The organism is Hydrogenovibrio sp. 3SP14C1, from assembly GCF_029625905.1.
Taxonomy (GTDB): domain Bacteria; phylum Pseudomonadota; class Gammaproteobacteria; order Thiomicrospirales; family Thiomicrospiraceae; genus Hydrogenovibrio.
The window spans coordinates 1-247 of sequence record NZ_JARTLM010000258.1; the positions used below are offsets into that span (position 1 = coordinate 1).

Annotated in this window: 1 pseudogene; it reads right to left on the reverse strand. The window is 41.7% G+C overall.

Annotated features, from left to right (window positions below):
* A pseudogene (locus P8629_RS12470) lies at positions 1-247 on the reverse strand (hypothetical protein); the annotation flags it as partial.

Genomic DNA, 247 nt, shown 5'->3' on the forward strand with positions numbered 1-247 from the left:
GGGTACAGGTGTCTCTGCACTGAGAGTAATGGCTTTTTTATCCATCATATCTTGAACGATAATTGCGTTTTTCATGGTAGTTTCCTTAACCGACTGAAGAGGGGTAGTTTTTGTTATTGTGCTCACATGAGCGGCTTTTAAATGTGGACGACGATAAATTGACCAATTTGCTAAACCAACCAGAACGGCACCGCCGACAATATTTCCTAAAGTGACAGGGATAAGATTGGCCGTAATAAAAGCAGAG